Annotated in this window: 17 protein-coding genes and 1 tRNA gene; 1 reads left to right on the top strand and 17 read right to left on the bottom strand. The window is 58.5% G+C overall.

Annotated features, from left to right (window positions below; translation table 11 throughout):
- Positions 1 to 21: 21 nt before the first annotated feature.
- The 3 genes from tusC to V7756_RS13170 form a co-directional block, all read right to left on the bottom strand.
- Positions 22 to 387 carry a sulfurtransferase complex subunit TusC gene (tusC, locus tag V7756_RS13180; RefSeq protein ID WP_335610647.1) on the bottom strand — a complete coding sequence of 122 codons (366 nt, stop codon included), beginning with the start codon at positions 385 to 387 and terminating at the stop codon, positions 22 to 24.
- Entirely contained in the window at positions 377 to 766 is a 390-nt protein-coding gene (gene tusD / locus V7756_RS13175) for a sulfurtransferase complex subunit TusD (RefSeq protein WP_335610646.1), read from the bottom strand. Before tusD ends, tusC begins: the two co-directional genes overlap by 11 nt.
- Before the next feature lie 75 nt (positions 767 to 841).
- Complete coding sequence (locus V7756_RS13170; RefSeq protein WP_335610686.1) at positions 842 to 1,507, bottom strand: Bax inhibitor-1/YccA family protein; 666 nt, start codon at positions 1,505 to 1,507, stop codon at positions 842 to 844.
- Between the two features lie 227 nt (positions 1,508 to 1,734).
- Between V7756_RS13170 and V7756_RS13165 the strand changes: the two genes are divergently transcribed.
- Positions 1,735 to 1,825 (top strand) — tRNA-Ser (locus V7756_RS13165).
- A 941-nt stretch (positions 1,826 to 2,766) separates the two neighbouring features.
- On the opposite strand, the gene V7756_RS13160 is transcribed toward V7756_RS13165, so the two are convergent.
- The 14 genes from V7756_RS13160 to ccoG form a co-directional block, all read right to left on the bottom strand.
- Positions 2,767 to 3,030, bottom strand: coding sequence for an HGGxSTG domain-containing protein (locus V7756_RS13160; RefSeq protein WP_335610645.1), 264 nt, complete (start codon positions 3,028 to 3,030; stop codon positions 2,767 to 2,769).
- Positions 3,027 to 3,608, bottom strand: a complete 582-nt coding sequence (locus V7756_RS13155) for a hypothetical protein (protein ID WP_335610644.1) — start codon at positions 3,606 to 3,608, stop codon at positions 3,027 to 3,029. Before V7756_RS13155 ends, V7756_RS13160 begins: the two co-directional genes overlap by 4 nt.
- Entirely contained in the window at positions 3,605 to 5,278 is a 1,674-nt protein-coding gene (locus V7756_RS13150; RefSeq protein WP_335610643.1) for a DUF3987 domain-containing protein, read from the bottom strand. Before V7756_RS13150 ends, V7756_RS13155 begins: the two co-directional genes overlap by 4 nt.
- Positions 5,275 to 6,147 carry a toprim domain-containing protein gene (locus V7756_RS13145; protein WP_335610642.1) on the bottom strand — a complete coding sequence of 291 codons (873 nt, stop codon included), beginning with the start codon at positions 6,145 to 6,147 and terminating at the stop codon, positions 5,275 to 5,277. The genes V7756_RS13150 and V7756_RS13145 overlap by 4 nt, the downstream gene beginning before the upstream one ends.
- Positions 6,135 to 6,278, bottom strand: a complete 144-nt coding sequence (locus tag V7756_RS13140; protein ID WP_335610641.1) for a hypothetical protein — start codon at positions 6,276 to 6,278, stop codon at positions 6,135 to 6,137. The genes V7756_RS13145 and V7756_RS13140 overlap by 13 nt, the downstream gene beginning before the upstream one ends.
- A 3-nt stretch (positions 6,279 to 6,281) precedes the next feature.
- Positions 6,282 to 6,569, bottom strand: a complete 288-nt coding sequence (locus V7756_RS13135; protein ID WP_335610640.1) for a helix-turn-helix domain-containing protein — start codon at positions 6,567 to 6,569, stop codon at positions 6,282 to 6,284.
- Complete coding sequence (locus V7756_RS13130; protein WP_335610639.1) at positions 6,570 to 6,776, bottom strand: helix-turn-helix transcriptional regulator; 207 nt, start codon at positions 6,774 to 6,776, stop codon at positions 6,570 to 6,572.
- A gap of 117 nt (positions 6,777 to 6,893) precedes the next feature.
- Complete coding sequence (locus V7756_RS13125; protein ID WP_335610638.1) at positions 6,894 to 7,802, bottom strand: DUF6387 family protein; 909 nt, start codon at positions 7,800 to 7,802, stop codon at positions 6,894 to 6,896.
- A gap of 91 nt (positions 7,803 to 7,893) precedes the next feature.
- The gene (locus V7756_RS13120; RefSeq protein ID WP_335610637.1) at positions 7,894 to 8,196 is read right to left on the bottom strand and encodes a hypothetical protein; all 303 of its coding nucleotides are present in this window, start codon (positions 8,194 to 8,196) and stop codon (positions 7,894 to 7,896) included.
- Between the two features lie 84 nt (positions 8,197 to 8,280).
- The gene (locus V7756_RS13115) at positions 8,281 to 9,519 is read right to left on the bottom strand and encodes a tyrosine-type recombinase/integrase (protein ID WP_335610636.1); all 1,239 of its coding nucleotides are present in this window, start codon (positions 9,517 to 9,519) and stop codon (positions 8,281 to 8,283) included.
- A 5-nt stretch (positions 9,520 to 9,524) separates the two neighbouring features.
- Entirely contained in the window at positions 9,525 to 9,995 is a 471-nt protein-coding gene (locus V7756_RS13110) for a cbb3-type cytochrome c oxidase subunit I (RefSeq protein ID WP_335610635.1), read from the bottom strand.
- Between the two features lie 136 nt (positions 9,996 to 10,131).
- Positions 10,132 to 11,301: a 5-demethoxyubiquinol-8 5-hydroxylase UbiM gene (gene ubiM, locus V7756_RS13105; protein WP_335610634.1), complete on the bottom strand. Its 1,170-nt coding sequence runs from the start codon at positions 11,299 to 11,301 to the stop codon at positions 10,132 to 10,134.
- 120 nt (positions 11,302 to 11,421) lie between these two features.
- Positions 11,422 to 12,831 carry a GntR family transcriptional regulator MpaR gene (gene mapR / locus V7756_RS13100; RefSeq protein WP_335610685.1) on the bottom strand — a complete coding sequence of 470 codons (1,410 nt, stop codon included), beginning with the start codon at positions 12,829 to 12,831 and terminating at the stop codon, positions 11,422 to 11,424.
- A gap of 64 nt (positions 12,832 to 12,895) precedes the next feature.
- Positions 12,896 to 14,311 carry a cytochrome c oxidase accessory protein CcoG gene (gene ccoG, locus V7756_RS13095; RefSeq protein WP_335610633.1) on the bottom strand — a complete coding sequence of 472 codons (1,416 nt, stop codon included), beginning with the start codon at positions 14,309 to 14,311 and terminating at the stop codon, positions 12,896 to 12,898.
- Positions 14,312 to 14,472 lie beyond the last annotated feature (161 nt).

Genomic DNA, 14,472 nt, shown 5'->3' with positions numbered 1-14,472 from the left:
AGACTCCCAAAGAATCGGCGATCACAGGGTGACCACCTGATCATAGTGCTCGAGCAGCGTCGCTATCTCCGACCCTTCCACCGCTTTCGCCGGCAACAATAGCTGGTTAGGCTGGAGACCGCGTTCGCTCAGCGAATGCTGACAGATGAACAGGTCTTCTACACCGAACATTGGCAATGCCTGCAAGTTGGCTGAGAGCGACTTCTGCTGGATCAGAGCCGGCTCCTGACCTTTGAGCAACTGCAGCACGCCGGCATCCAGAAACAGCATGCCCACCGGCACGCCAAAGGCGGCCGCAGCCAGTGCCAGGTCCAGCGCCTCCCGCGCTGCCGCCTGCGCGGGTGCGTGGCGGCTGATAACCAGCAGGCTGCGCAGCTTAGCTTCCAAAGGTCACCGCCCGGTCGGCTGATTGCATGGCATCGACCCACTGACCCAGGCCCGACAGCTCCCAGGGGTCACCGCTATTGGCAGCGGGGCGCTCCCAGCGGTAGGCTTCGGCCTCGTTCAGCACGCCTCGACGCAATGCAGCAGCGATGCAGACTACGGCATCCAGATGGTTGGTCGCGATGAAGTCGCGCCATTCCTGGGCCAGGTCGGCTTCATCCTGGGGTTGGACGGAGAGGTGGGAAGCAAGATGTACCGCATCGCGGTAAAAGAACAGCCTGCTTATCTGATGGCCGCCGTCGAGCACCGCCCGGGCAAAGTTCAGGGCGCTGCGAGCGGCCGGATCCTGGGGCCCGGCAAGCAGGGCGATGGCAAAATTCATGATGGTGAGCTGCTCTTGAAACAAAAATGGCCCGCCGTTGCGGGCGGGCCATCGAGTATAACCTACTGATTGTTATCAGTCGTCGTTGAAGGCGCCGATCAAGCTCAGCAGACTGAGGAACAGGTTGTAGATCGAGACGAACAGAGTAATGGTCGCCATGATGTAGTTGTCTTCACCACCGTGAATGATGGAGCTGGTCTGATACAGAATTACCGCTGAAGAGAACAGCACGAAGCCAGCGGAAATGGCCAGCTGCAGGCCGCTCATCTGTACGAAGAAGCTGGCGACCACGGCTACCAGCAACACTACAAAGCCCGCCATGATGAAGCCGGACAGGAAGCTGAAATCCTTGCGCGAGATGATTGCGTAGGCTGACAGTCCGAAGAACACCATCGCGGTCATGCCCAGTGCCAGGGTTACCACAGAGCCGCCGTTGGGCAGGCTGAGATAGGCGTTGAGGATAGGACCCAGGGTGTAACCCAGAAAACCGGTGAAAGCGAAGGTGCTGACCAGGCCCCAGGCCGAGTTACGCAGCTTAGTGGTCAGGAACAACAGCCCGTAAAAGCCCACCAGCGTCACTATGATGCCGGGGTAGGGCAGGTTCATGCTCATGGACACGAAGGCAACCAGGGCCGAGAAAGCCATGGTCATGGCCAGCAGAGTGTAGGTATTGCGGAACAGCTTGCTTACTTCCGCTTCGTTTACACCGCTATGTTGCAGAGTTGAGTGGCGTTCTTGCATATTCATGCACGGCTCCTGTAGAGGTAGATCAAATAATCCATTCGTTACTGCCAGATAATACGGGTAAACCATGTCAAATCAAGGCAAGGCTTGCGCACAACTATTTCTATTCATGTGCAAAGGGTGAGCAGGCTCACGAACCAGGCAATTATCCGCTGTAATAAGTTGGCCACATTGCGATGTACCCCATTGACTCACCAGCATTTTCCGGTAGTATTGCCCGCCGTGGAGGGATGGCAGAGCGGTTGAATGCACCGGTCTTGAAAACCGGCGTAGGTTAATAGCCTACCCAGGGTTCGAATCCCTGTCCCTCCGCCACTATTCGTACTCAAAGCCCCGTATATCGGGGCTTTGTTGTTTCTGGGCTCGGTTGTTCCCACACTTGTTCCCACACTATTGCGTCGCGTGACGGGCGATATTCACCATTAGCGCCCGGCCCCAGGCTTTAGAGGTGGGTTTCCATCACATTTAAACGGTGCATGCATGGGGTGTTTCCCCAGCGGGCCAAAATGCGGATTTTGTGGAAACAGAAAAAGGGTTCCCCCCGTCGTTCGGGTTGTCGTTGGTCCGAGCTTTTCACCTACCCCCTGCCTTGGCCGCTTGGCTTTGGGCCACGCCATTACACGCTAAATTGTTGCGCTTAGTGGGGCGTGAACTTGGTAGGCGGCTGCGGCCATCTACTGGCCAGGCTTTTGCCCCATCCCCCCCGGCCTTATGGTTAACGTCATCGGTTAACATTTTTCATGGCCGGGAAAATAATCTGTGCATGGGATCGGGTGCGGTCTCCGCTTTACCGTCGGCTGGGTATTGGATAGGCCCCCGGTTCTGGTTGTTACGTTGTTACGCGGTAGGCCGCTTGCTGGCGCTGGTCCAGGGTGACGATTAAATAACAACCAACTGCTGGCGCTGGCTGGTATGTAGTGCAGCGCCGGGCCTCGAATTACCCGCAGGCCAGGGGGTGGCAGGGAGGACCCAATGGGTGGGGGTGCCGGTGGCCTTTGCCGGTTAGGTCGCGGGAGACATGCCCAGCGCTGGACACATTTCTAATAACCGCCATCGGTGGGAATCTCATAACGGTGAAGTAACGTTATCTAACGTGAGGGTAACGGCGGTGTAACGTTGTGTGCATTGCATGGGGTTATTTCACGAACGGGGCGGCGATCCTTTTTAGGACTCCGATAATGTTAACTTTTGACAACCTCTCATGGGGTTTAGCCTTGGGGTGATCTTGGGGTGGCCTTACCGTAATCTCACCGCTCTCATGGGGTTGGTGCTTTGCCCTTGGGTCCAGTCGATAGACCACCATGTAATCGGCAGCGGCCAGATAGGTACAAGTCACGGCGTTTGCACGGCGTGCCGGCTCTGGTCTTGGCTCCACACGTCAGGCCGTCCAGCTCGTCAGGGTAGGGCACAGACGCCGGGGGCGGGTGGCAGTAGCCACGTTCCCCCCACTCCTGATAGCGGGCCTGATTGGCCAGGTGGTATTGCCGCCATAGCTTGCGCAGTTGCGCTGTGCTGCTCATGGCGTGGCCCTTTGATACAGCGCCAGCAAGTTTAAGCCGGTCGGGCAGTAGCGGCCTGCTGGCGGGTAGCACTCGTCGCAGTGACCTACTGCATGGCTGTGGAAGGCGTCGCGTGCTGCTATCCACTCTGGCACTGTCCGCTTGTTGGCGCTGTTCTCCCGCGTGGGGGTGTTTACGTTGTTAACTTCGGGCGGTACGCACTGGGTACGCACCTCCCGCGCGTGGGAGGCTCGCACCTCGTCTCGTACCAGGCTAACCCCCAGCCATGCCGGGCTAGTCTCGATCAGTCGGGCGGCAAAGCGTGGGTGCATACGGTACTGCTCCGCCAGATCGTCCAGGTCGATCAATCCCCGCTCCAGTAGTGTGCTGGCGCTGGTATTCAGCAGGGCGGCCACACGGTCCAGCCAGGCGCGTTGCTGCTGGTACAGATATTCGATGATCAGCCCTTTGCTTTCCCGTAGCTGGGTAAGCAGTTCGGGCGACGGTTCCTTGCTGGCGCTCCAGGCTAAGCGGTCGCCGTTCAGCGCCAGCATGATGCCCGCCGTGTTTGCTTGCTCGATCAGGGCGGCGGTGTTCATAGTTCGCCACCATAAGCATGAGCGGTTGCGGATGGCTCAGGTTGCGGAAGCTGCGGATTTTGCGGAAAGCCCCGTGTTTGCTGGGTTTTGGTTTGCGGAGAATCTGCGGAAGATTGCGGAAAATCTGCGGATGACGGATAGGCAGCGTGTGCAGGTTGCGCGCTTTCCGCAACTCTCCGCAGTTCATCCGCAACGGGTGAGCCTTGGCGCTGCTGGCTTTCCGCAGTTTCCGCAGTTTCCGCAGCTTCTGCACGAGGGTTGATTCTAAATTGCTCGCCATTGCTGGTCAGTAGATGCTTATGCTCCACCAGCGCGGCCAATACTGCGTCACGTCTTTTGGCAGGTCGAATTACCGGCGGCCAGGACTTGCCCGCTTTTGTTTTGTCGAACGTCCGCCAGTTATCTACCCGCGTGGGGTTGAGCATCCAGCTCATGGCATAGGCTGCGTTTTTCAGTAGTGGGCTGGTGCTACCCACCTCGGTATAACGTAGCCACTCCGACAATGAATAGCGCGCCAGCAGGCAGGCCCGGTTTAAACAGTCGCCATTGATTTGCTCCAGCCCTTCAAAGCATCCCAGCACGGCAGCAAGGCGCAGCGCTTGTTCTGCTCCACGGTTGGCAAAGGGTTTGATCCCGGCATATTCCCCCAGCGGTCCAAGCGTTGATTCAATATCGTTCTTGAAGTCGGCCCAGCTGCGTATAGCAGCAGCATCTAGGGCGAGTACAGGCGGTGTTACTTCGTTGGTTTCAGGGTCGATATATTCAGGGCTGGCTGCTATCTCTTTGCAGCGTGCCCAATAGCGTTGCATGCGTGCGTCGGAGTAAGCGTTCCGGGTCAATGATTCGACAGTGATAAAGCGAGTGCCGGCTAGGCTATCGGGCGCGGCAAACAGAAAGCGTGCTAGGAAGCCTTGGCCGGTCAGTAATGGATTGCTCAAGGCTTCGGCCACAGCTACAGGCTGGGCCAGCAGGTGGATGCTTAGGCGGCGGTTATAAGCAACGCCAGAGCCCTCGGCATTGCCGCGTGACCGGGTGCGCTCGAAGTGTCCAGCGTCGAACGCTTTTGTCAGCCCTCCCAAGGTTGCCGCCACGGTGTCAGCTTTGAGTGATGATCCGCCCAGCATTTGCCCGCCTTCGTCAGTGTCCCAGCTTGCAGCGGGCTTGCCTCGGATAAAGTCGCCGGCCAGCGGCTCGAATGTCGCGTCACTGTATTGGGTGCGCGGGTCATCCGGTAGCGGGTTGGCCTCCATAAACTCATCTCGTGCTTTGCCTTTGAGTTGCCGTGCCTGAATGCTGATTTCTTCGCACTGCTGGCGGTGCTGATTGCGGGCCACCCGCTCTGCCTCGTCAATAGTCTTGAATGCCAGACGGCGGGCGCTGGACTTCCCCTCACCAGACCCAAACAGTGACAGCATGAACAGTGCGCAGGGCGCGCCAGCCGGGTTGCCTCCGGGGTGCCATGCATTAGCGCGGGTTTGCGCCAAGTGGGCAGCAGCGCCGATAGAGCATTGGCCGGCTATGGCTAACGGTACTTGCTCAAGTTCGGCAATGGCTTGGACGGCTTCGCGCATAAGTACCGGCAGGGCCTCTATCGGGTAGGGCGTAGGCGGTGCGGTGTCCGGTAGCAGTGGCAGAGGCTTTGAGTATTGCGGTTCAGGTATCAGCGTCATTGCTTGCCCTCCTGCCATTGGCGCAGGTCGTTGAAGTCGGTCAGGCTCAGGGGTTCGTCACCGCTCCAGGGCGGCAGGATCAGACCACAGCCCAGCGTCTCGGCGGCGGTAATGGCAGCGGTCTTGCCGGGGTTGCCCTCGGTCTGGCGGTCGTCGTCACCGGCTACGATCAGCAGGGCGTCAGGGTAGGTACGTTGCAGCTGCTGCCCGACTGCCAGCAGGTTGCCGGCGTTCATCGCGCAGGCGACGGGGTGGCCGGTGTTCTCGTGCAGCGTTGCGCCCGTTGCCCATCCTTCGCACAGGTACAGCGGCTGGCCGGCCTGTATCAGCCCCAGCGGGCTACAGCAGCCTTTAACGCGGCCACCGGACAGAAAGCGCTTGCTGCCGTCGGCGGCGATGCGTTGCAGGTTCACCAACTGGCCGGCGTAATACAGCGGCACCAGCAGCATGTTGCCACGCTGGCGCAGGGTGTAGGGGAGGCAGCCCTTGGCGCTCAGGTAGGGAAACGCCGGGTCAGCGCACCATGAGTTGTCCCAGCTCCAGCAGGCATATTCAGCGGTGGCTTGCTGGCGCTGGCGTTGGTCTGCCTCCCGTTGGCGTCGGGCCTGTTCCATCTGCTGGCGCAGGTGTTCGGCTTCGCGCTGGTCGGCAGGCTCCCGGCTGCTCCAGGTGTGGCAGTCGCCAACCTTCCAGCTACCAAAGGCACCCGATGCAATGACGCCAGCGTGCAGGACGTACCAGCCGTTATTGCTGCCCGGTCGGTCGCCCGGCACGGTGAAACGATGAATCATGCCGTCTGCTATTGGGTCCAGGTCCATAGGCCCATAGACCGCCTGCGGGGCGGTACGGAAGGCGTTCAGATAGTCCATAGCATCACCTCCAGCGCCAGCAATAAAACCAGATCCGGGCCAGCCGATTGCAGCGCCAGCAACAGGTGCCGACCGTTCAGCAGGCAAGCCGATAGCGTCACCGCTGTTTTGCAGTGTTGGGTATTCCTCATGGGTTATGCCTCCGACTGGCTTAGGAAATACAGCGCTACGCCGTGATGCTTGCGGCCCTGCTGGTCGGTCTTGGTGATGCGTTGGGTTTTGATGTTGTGGCCGGCGTCGCGTAGCTCCTTGATGCGTGCGGCGGGCATCATCAGATTCATTTCATCGCGGGCAGTAAAGGTATCTACCGGCTCCAGGTGCAGGCGCTCCAATAGTCGGGCACGTTGAGCGCTGGCGCTGGTATTATTGGCGTTGTGTGTTTTGGGGCTGGCCTTCGGGTCGGCCTTTTTCTTGTTTGTCATTTAGGCCACCTCACCCAACTGTTTGGCAATCCATGCCTCCACTTCCAGGCTATCCCAGCCGGTTATATTGCTCCCGGCAATGCGGCGTCCCTTTGGGAAGCGGTCGGCTTTCATCAGATCGTAAATGGTTGACCGGCCCAGGCCGGTGCGGGCCTTGACGGTAGGTAGTCGCCAGATACAGCGGTAGGTGCGTTCGTTTTCGGTCATCGTCGTTACCTTTGCGGTTGGCCCCGGTATGGGGTGGACGATGGCTATTCAATACCTTATTTTTCCTCGGTTCGATCCAAGTTTTCGGACGAAAAAAATACCGGAAGAATTTTCTGTTCAAAAACTTCCGGGGGAGCTAAGCGCTTGCTCGGTCGCTACCAACTCCAACAGCCCATCAACTTGTGCGTTGAGATCGGCCACGATTGGCTTAATCGTTTTCCTTAACCGATCCTCTCCAGAGTTGTAGTTGGAAATCGCTTCCGCCATTACCCGGTCTGGAATATGGTGGCCGGTTTGATAGCTCCAGGTTAGTAAGTCGATGTACGGCAGTAGGCCGTAGCGGCTCCACCATTCGTAAGGAGGCTTGCGCTTAGCTTTCAAGCCGGGTGGCGGGGATGCTCGACGATTTTTTAACCAGCTTTTAAACGACTCTAATATCAAGGCGTCAGGTAAGTTTAAATCTACAACCAGCGCCGGTTCCTGCCAACGGTTAGGATCGTACCGGTTCAGCGATATGGGAATGAATGGAAATTCTTCGTCTTCGAGATCTACTTCTATTTCTTCGGTCAAATACTTCCAGCGCTCGGCGTCAGCTACTGTCCCCGTCCCGTCCTCCAGCTCCCCCTCGTCCACGATTTTCTGAAAATAAAGGTCCCTCATTGTTAACGGGAGAACCCCTGCCTTTCCGTTAACATAGTCCGGCTGTGTCAAAACAGTTGCAGCATCCCAAAAAAAATTCCCTTTTAGTTGGCAGCCAACAGGCCGTTGTCGAATTGCATCGAGGAAGTCGATGAAGTCGTAAACGTATTTCATTTGCTCTGGTTTAGCTTCTTGCAGCGGGCTATGCACCTTCTCATCAGTAGTCTCTTCAAACATTTCTCTTGCGCCTATTGTTTGATTGAGGGAAAAAGTGCGAAGCATTAACTCATTAAGCCAATCACGTGCTGTAAAAGCCGAAACAGGTTCATATTTTTTTAGGTCGAACCACTCAGGAAGTTCTTCTTTAGAATTTATTTTACTTGTCATTACGCCTCCTCAAGCGACCTACTAAATCAACCAGCCAGGCGGGTAGGTGATCCGCTTTTCGCCCCGTCGGGCTAGGCTGGTCGAACTCGGTTTATACGGTGTGATCGAAGCCGTAGTTCTTGGCAGTGGTTTCTGCTATTCCGTCAAAGTAGGCCCCCCAGTCTGTTGCGAGATAATGCATCAGGCCGGCTAGGCGCTTGGCTCTATAAGGCCCCCACGTCTCGTTCTTGCTGGCGTCCGTAATTGCGCCGGAAAGCGCCTCCATCCATTGGAATATCTCCCGCGCTTGTGTGCAATGGTCGTAAACCTCCATTGGATTTACTCCCTGCTCAGGCTTGTTCATTTGAGCCGCTCCGGGTGCTGATTGCGTGGTGTTATCATCTTGCTGTTGCATGGCGTGTACCTCTCAGTGGTCGCCGTGTGATAGCCGGGCCGCTGTTGACGCAGTGGCTCGGCACCTATCGGATGCCCGGTGTGGTCATCCTGATTTCTTTGAAAAATTCCCTTGAATCACTTTTTCCGTTGGCGCGGTGGTGATGTAGTGCGCCCAATCATCCATCAGCGCCCGGCGCTTCTCGAACAGGTCTCCACGTCGATAAGCGGCCTCTACTGCATTGCCCAGGCTATGGGCTAGCGCCTGCTCGCAAACGTCGCGCGGGTGCGGTGTGCATTCGCCGGCCCAATCGCGGAATGTTGACCGAAAGCCATGCATGGTCAGGTCGTCGCGTTTGATGTGTCGCAGTCCCATCAGCATAGCCATATTGGACAGGGGCTTGCCTGCTTTCATGCCGGGGAATAGATGCGGGTTATCGTCATACCGTGGCAATTGCTCCAGTACCTCCACAAGCGCATCAGCGAGCGGCACGCGGTGTTCCTTGCGCATCTTCATGCGTTCAGCCGGTACGGTCCACACGCGGGCTTGCAGGTCGATTTCATCCCACGTTGCGCCCAGCACTTCACTGGTACGGCAGGCGGTGAGGATGGTCATTTGCATAGCCTTGAACGTCACCTTGTCCAGCTTGCGCAGCTTAGCCATGAAGGCGGGCAGTTCGGACCAGGGCAGGGCGGCGTGATGCTTCACGGCTTGCACCTTTTCACGCTTGGGCAACAGCTTGTCCAGATGCCCGCGCCAGCGTGCAGGGTTCTCGCCTTCGCGTAGGCGTCGGGCCTTGGCGGCGTCCAATACCAGTTCAATGCGATTGCGCACGCGGCTGGCTGTTTCTGGCTTGGTCGTCCAGATCGGTTGTAGCACCTTCAATACGTCTTCGGTGGTTATGTCACCGGGTGACAGCTTGCCAATGAAGGGCGAAGCGTAGGTGTTCAGGGTGTTTTCCCATTGTTGGGCATGCTTGGCGTTCTTCCAGCCGGGGCGGTGGGCTGCAATGTAATCTGCGGCCACGCCATCAAAGGTGGTTTGTTTGGCGCTCAGGGTTGCGGCTGCGGCGCGTTCGGCCTCCCGGTTGGCTTCTCGTTCGCTGATTGGGTCTAAGCCGTTGGTTATCCGTTCACGATGTATGGCTGTTTTGCTGCGGGCACTTTTCAGCGAAACATCCGGGTATGCCCCCAGGCTCATATCACGGCGCTTGCCATTGAGTTGGAAGCGCATCACCCAATATTTGCGGCCAGTCTTCTTAATGACCAGGCGCAGGCCGTCGCCGTCCTCGTAGGTGCCGGGGTCGGTCAGGTTCTCTACTTGCTTGGGGTTGAACTTGCCCATCAAAATTACTCCGCCAATAATTTGTTCCCACACTTGTTCCCACACTTTTGTTCGGAAGCTAGGGTTTTGGTGCGAACGGCTATGGACAGATAGTAGGCTGTATGCCCCGTTAATACTAGGGTTTGCGGAAAGGTTCGGAAAAGCCCGGACACGGTATGCGCGGACTGTCCCTCCGCCAATAAATGAAAAAACCCGGCCTCGCGCCGGGTTTTTTCGTTTATCAGCAGGGCTCTCGGTGAGTAGCTGGCGGCGAACTGTACGCTACCGGCAAAGCCAAATATCACCAGGCTGGTATGCATTGGGCGCAGGCGGCCAAAGCTGGTCCAGGGCAGATCAAAGTTCAGGGCTGGCCAAACCAGCTGCGACGCGACCAATAACCCGACAGACATACCTACCACGCCCCACACGACCGTCATGATGGCGAACTGGCGTACCACCCAATAGTTGTAAGGCTGCACAGCACCCGTGTTTGGCATCTTGAAAACCTTTCTGACAGTGACTGCGGCCGTAGCCGCAAAAGTAGCAGCACTGTAGAAAAGATAAGCAAAGCAAAACAAAACAGACTCAGAAGTTAAGCCATAATGCAGATCAGATGGCGTTCCCCTAAGTGCTCTATCCCGTGGTCAGGTGGCGGGCAATACCGCGTTTTAGCGGTATCAGCTGCTGCGCCGCGCGCAGCGCCGCACCGCGCAGCAAACGCATAGGCAGACGATCGTTGGTATAGCATTCCACCAGCAGGTTGGTGGCCTGGTACAGCGGCCAGGTTGCCATCCTTTGTTGGCGCTCATAACGTGCCAGCAGGGCATGCGCGCCGATATCGCGGTGGCGTTGATGGGCTTCTCTGAGCAAGTGACTCAAGCGCTGTACGCTGGACAGGCCGAAGTTGAAACCGTGTGCCGTAACCGGGTGCATGCCCACGGCGGCGTCGCCAATCAGCGCGCTGCGATGGGCCACGATACGCCGAGCGTAGGCGCCGACCAGCGGGTAAACATGACGGCCACTGGCTAGCTCCATGCTGCCCAGCCGGTTTGAAAAGCGCGCTTCCATTTCGCGGGCAAAGGCCAGCGGGTCCATCTCGTGCAGCTTCTCGATCTCGCGCGGCGGCAGGGTAATGACCACAGAGGACTGGCGACCATTTAGCGGCAGCAGAGCCAGCGTCTGGCCGTAGCCAAACCACTCCCAGGCGACCTGTTGATGGTCGACCTCGTGGTTCATGCGGCAGACCATCATGCTCTTGCCAAAGTCCTTCATCTGGGAGCCAATGCCGAGCAGACGTCGGGTTTCTGAAAAACGGCTATCCGCAGCGACCAAAAGGCGAGCTTCCAGTCGAGTACCGTCACTGAGCGCCATCTCAATACCACCGCTGTGCTGACGTATTTGGCGCAAACGGGTGTCGCACAACACCTGCACATCGCCGACGGCCTGAAGACTTTCCCAGGCCGCCCGGCGAATCGACCGGTTGGCGACCAGATGCCCCAAATGATCAGCCCCTGCGTGTCGGGCCTGAATTTGCAGTGCAGAGGGAGAGGGGCCATTGAGCACCTGGGCGTCGCGCAGTAGAGCAATATCTTCCTGTGGTAAACGTGCCCAGATATCGAGTTCTTCCAGTGTGGCGCGCGAGGTGTGGGTAAGGGCAATCTCACGACCGTCGAAAACCGGATCGGCCAGGCTGCTCTCTTTCTGGCGTTCAATCAGCACGATTGAAAGTCCTGTTTCGGCCAGTGCCCGCGCCAGGCAAAGCCCGCTTGGACCGGCACCGATGATGGCAATATCGCAGTTCATGCGCAGCGTCTCTCCAGAGGTGAAAGGCCTCCAGTTTGAAGGTGCTGTGGCGTCGAATATTGCGCTGGGTCAGTGTGCGGTCTGAGGCGACTGCGGTCGGGTGTCGCAGCCGGAAGGCAGTCAGAAGGACGCGATGATACGCCCCAGGGTGGCCATGGCCTGTTCGCTGCGCATGTCCCACGGATGACCGTGATTCAGCCGAGCGCAGTGGCCGTAATGGCGGTTGGCCGAGAATATTGGACCTGGCGCCAGGCTGATGCCCTGGGCCAGTGCGTGCTGGAATAGCTGCAATGAATCAACCCGGGTTGGAAACTCGAACCACAGAAAGTAGCCGCCATTGGGACGGGTGACTCGGGTATCAGCCGGAAAGTGGCGCGCGGCTGAGGCGAGCATCGCGCGCTGTTGGCTTTCCAGCGCGTGGCGCAGCTTGCGCAGGTGGCGGTCGTAGCCGCCGTGTTGCAGGTAATCGGCAAGTGCCGCTTGGGCGGGCACTGAAGGCGAGATAGTCGTCATCAGCTTGAGGCGGCTGATCTGCTCGGCAAAGCGTCCGGCTGCCACCCAGCCAACCCGGTAGCCGGGGGCCAGGCATTTGGAGAAGGAGCCGCAGTGCATTACCAGCCCTTCGGTATCAAAGCTCTTGACCGGTTTGGGCGGTTGGTTGCCGTAGTACAGTTCGGCATAGACGTCGTCTTCGATCATCGGCACCTGATGCTGCTTGAGTAGGGCGTAGAGCGCCTGTTTTTTCTCATCGCTCATGCTGGCGCCCAGCGGGTTCTGCAAACTGCTCATAAACCAGCACGCCTTGATCGGGAAGCGCTGCAGGCTGTCGGCCAGGCTATCCAGGTCAATCCCTTCGCGCGGGTGGACCGGAATTTCCACTGCCTTGAGCTTGAGTCGTTCCAGTACCTGCAGGGTGGCGTAAAAGGCGGGGGTTTCGATGGCGACCAGGTCGCCGGGCTGAGTCACGGTCTGCAGGCAGAGGTTGAGTGCTTCCATCGCGCCGGTGGTGATCACCAGCTCCTCCAGCGGCAGCATCATGCCGCTGACCATATAGCGCAGGGCAATCTGCCGGCGTAGATCCGGATTGCCGGCGGTCATATCGGCAATCACCGAATGTGGCTGCATGTCGCGTGCACTGTTGGCCAGTGAGCGTGACAGGCGCGCCAGCGGAAACAGGTTGGGACTCGGAAAGGCCGAGCCGAATGCGACCATGTCCGGGTCCTTGAGCGAATTCAATACTGAGAACACCAGTTCGCTGACATCTACCTCTACGCTGTCGGAGGCGTACTGGCCGATATCCGGCTCGTGCAGCTGGCGGCGGGCGAGAGCATGCACAAAGTAACCAGAGCGCGGGCGCGCCTGAATCAGACCCCGGTCTTCCAACAGGTAATAGGCCTGGAACACGGTAGAGGGGCTGACCCCATAGGTGCGGCTGGCATGCCGCACCGAGGGTACCTTCTCACCCGGGGCGATCACCCCGGTACGGATCAGTTCGGCGATCTCGTCGGCGAATTTCTCGTAGCGTTTCATCCTGTCCTGTGCGGGTTTAGAGGCATGCACATACTCTACGCCATCGGCAGTGGCCATGCGACGCTCAGCGCGCCGCAGGCGAAACGAAGGTCGATGCATCGCTGACCTGGCTGTCGGTATCCTGCAGATCCTTGACCACAAACTGCAGGGGCTGGCTGCCAGCGCGACCATCGGGCTGCTGGCGGCTGACGCGCGCTGGCACTACCGCCGTTTCACCACCGGCGATGGTCACCTCGCCCAGGCCCTGGGCCTTGAAACGATCAGGCTCGCCCAGGTCGATAGTGTAGGAGCGGCTTTGCTGGCTCTTGTTGATGACCTTCAGGGTGTAGAGATTTTCAATGTCGCCGGCGCTGTTCTCCCGGAAGATGCTGCGGTCACGACTCACGTCCAGGTCAATCAGCGGGCGGGTCTGGATTCCCCAGGCCAGGCTACCAACCATCGCCAGCAGCACGGCGGCATAACCTACCAGGCGAGGGCGTAGCCAGTGTGTAGGCTTGCCTTCCAGCGCGCGCTCGGAGGTATAGCGGATCAGCCCGCGCGGATAGTCCATCTGGTCCATCACGCTGTTGCAGGCGTCGATACAGGCGCCGCAGCTGATGCAGTCGAGTTGCAGGCCGTCGCGAATATCAATTCCGGTAGGGCAGACCTGGACGCAAACAGTGCAGTCAATACAGTCGCCCAGGCCCGCGGCGGTGTGGTCGATGGTCTTCTTGCGTGGCCCGCGTGACTCGCCACGGGCGCTGTCGTAGGTGACGACCAGGGTGTGCTCGTCGAACATGACGCTCTGAAAGCGTGAGTAGGGGCACATGTGCAGGCAGACTTTCTCACGTAGCCAGCCTGCGTTGAAGTAGGTGGCTGCGGTGAAAAAGAACAGCCAGAAGGCGGTGCTGGCACCCAGTTGCAGGTGCAGCATATCGCTGACCAGTTCGCGTACCGGGGTGAAATAACCGACAAAGGCAATCGCCGTGGCCAGGCTGACGGCCAGCCAGATGCCGTGCTTGGCAGTGCGTCGCGCTAATTTGTTGAGTGACCAGGGGGCGGCGTCGAGGCGAACGCGCTGATGTCGCTCACCCTCGGTTACCTTCTCGGCCCACATGAAAATCCAGGTCCAGACGCTTTGCGGGCAGGTATAGCCGCACCACACGCGGCCAGCAAAGACGGTGATGAAGAACAGACCAAAAGCGGCAATCATCAGGATCGCCGACAGCAGGATGAAATCCTGTGGCCAGAAGGTAGCGCCAAAGATAAAAAACTGCTTGGCGTCCAGATCCCAGAGCACCGCTTGATGGCCATTCCAGTTCAGCCAGGCGGTGCCGAAGAACAGGAGTATCAGCGCACCCGCGCCGCTCAGGCGCAGGTTGCGAAACAACCCCTTGAAGCTGCGGGTATGGATGGGATCGCCGGTCTGCGCGGGCGGCACGAAGGTGATCGGCTGCTTGTTTTTGGCAGTCACGTCTTTAATCGGAATCTGGCTGGTCATGGCAATCACGGCTCTCGGTTATCAGGCACGGGGCATGATGCGCGGTCAGCTGATTCGGTAACAGATTCAGAATGCGCTTAAAAAAGCGGATCAGATTGGAGTGGGCGAAACCTTGCAAGGCTATCTGCTACTGCATCTAGTTAGCGCCCGGCGCCTGAGTA

Source organism: Halopseudomonas sp. (genome assembly GCF_036961105.1).
GTDB lineage: Bacteria > Pseudomonadota > Gammaproteobacteria > Pseudomonadales > Pseudomonadaceae > Halopseudomonas.
The sequence above is the reverse complement of the archived record's forward strand: the minus strand, read 5'-3'. Positions and strand labels throughout refer to the sequence as shown.